We start from the raw sequence: 837 nt of genomic DNA, 5'->3' as shown, positions 1-837 counted from the left end.
AATCCGTGGTGCCGCCGCCAATATCGACACTGGCAATAGTGATGGCGTTTTCTTTACCGTTTTTGTCGGGGCGCGCCAAGGCGGCGAAAAATTCTTCCGGGCGTCCGCCGTAATTGTTTTGCGTTTCGTTAAATAAATACACGATTTGCCCGCAAGTGGCTTCGTCCCATTGGATATGCACTTCCGGCAACATCGGCCAGTATTTTTCACGCCCTTCTTCGGTAGAGAAATCAACGTTATCGTCCGATTTATCCCATCCCAAGCTCTTCCAAACCAAGCCAATAGCTTGATACATAGCATTTTTAAAAATTTCCCGTTCAGGTTTCGGCATTGCAGGTGGAATGGTCAGAATAATAGAACGTAAGAAGCGCGGCGTACGGGAATGCTCTAATTTAGCACGTTGTGCCGGACTGTTAATTTGCATTAATGCGTGCATTAGCACCTCTGACAACATAAATGTCATCAAAGAACTACGGGAATATTTCGGTTGGAACACCGGCATTTTACGCTCGAATTCTTCTTCAACATCATCACGCAAAATATGTAAGGCTTCGCCGTATTCGTTGATTAATCCGGAAAGTGGCTCGGCAGTGGCGTAAGGCTCGTGATCAGTTTTTACATAAGCAGAATTGAAACGCCACATTTGTTCGTATTTGTCCAAATCCCACAAATAGCGTTTCGGGCTTGATAACCCGGTAGAACCTTCATTACCGTTACGACGACTTGCCAAACGCCCTGCTTCTTTACCTACACGTGCAATGGTTGGCCATTGGAAAGCATCACGACGTCCACTTTGTAGCGACCAATGATCTTTGCCAAAAAAGGCCTGCGCAAATT

At 46.1% G+C, this 837-nt stretch carries 1 protein-coding gene; it reads right to left on the bottom strand.

From position 1 onward, the window contains the following. Positions 1-837, bottom strand: an 837-nt coding sequence (locus ACO59Y_RS08530; RefSeq protein WP_486132386.1) for a virulence factor SrfB, incomplete at both ends; no start/stop codon positions are given.

The organism is Rodentibacter sp. (genome assembly GCF_057314195.1).
This window is presented reverse-complemented; position numbering and strand designations above follow the sequence as displayed.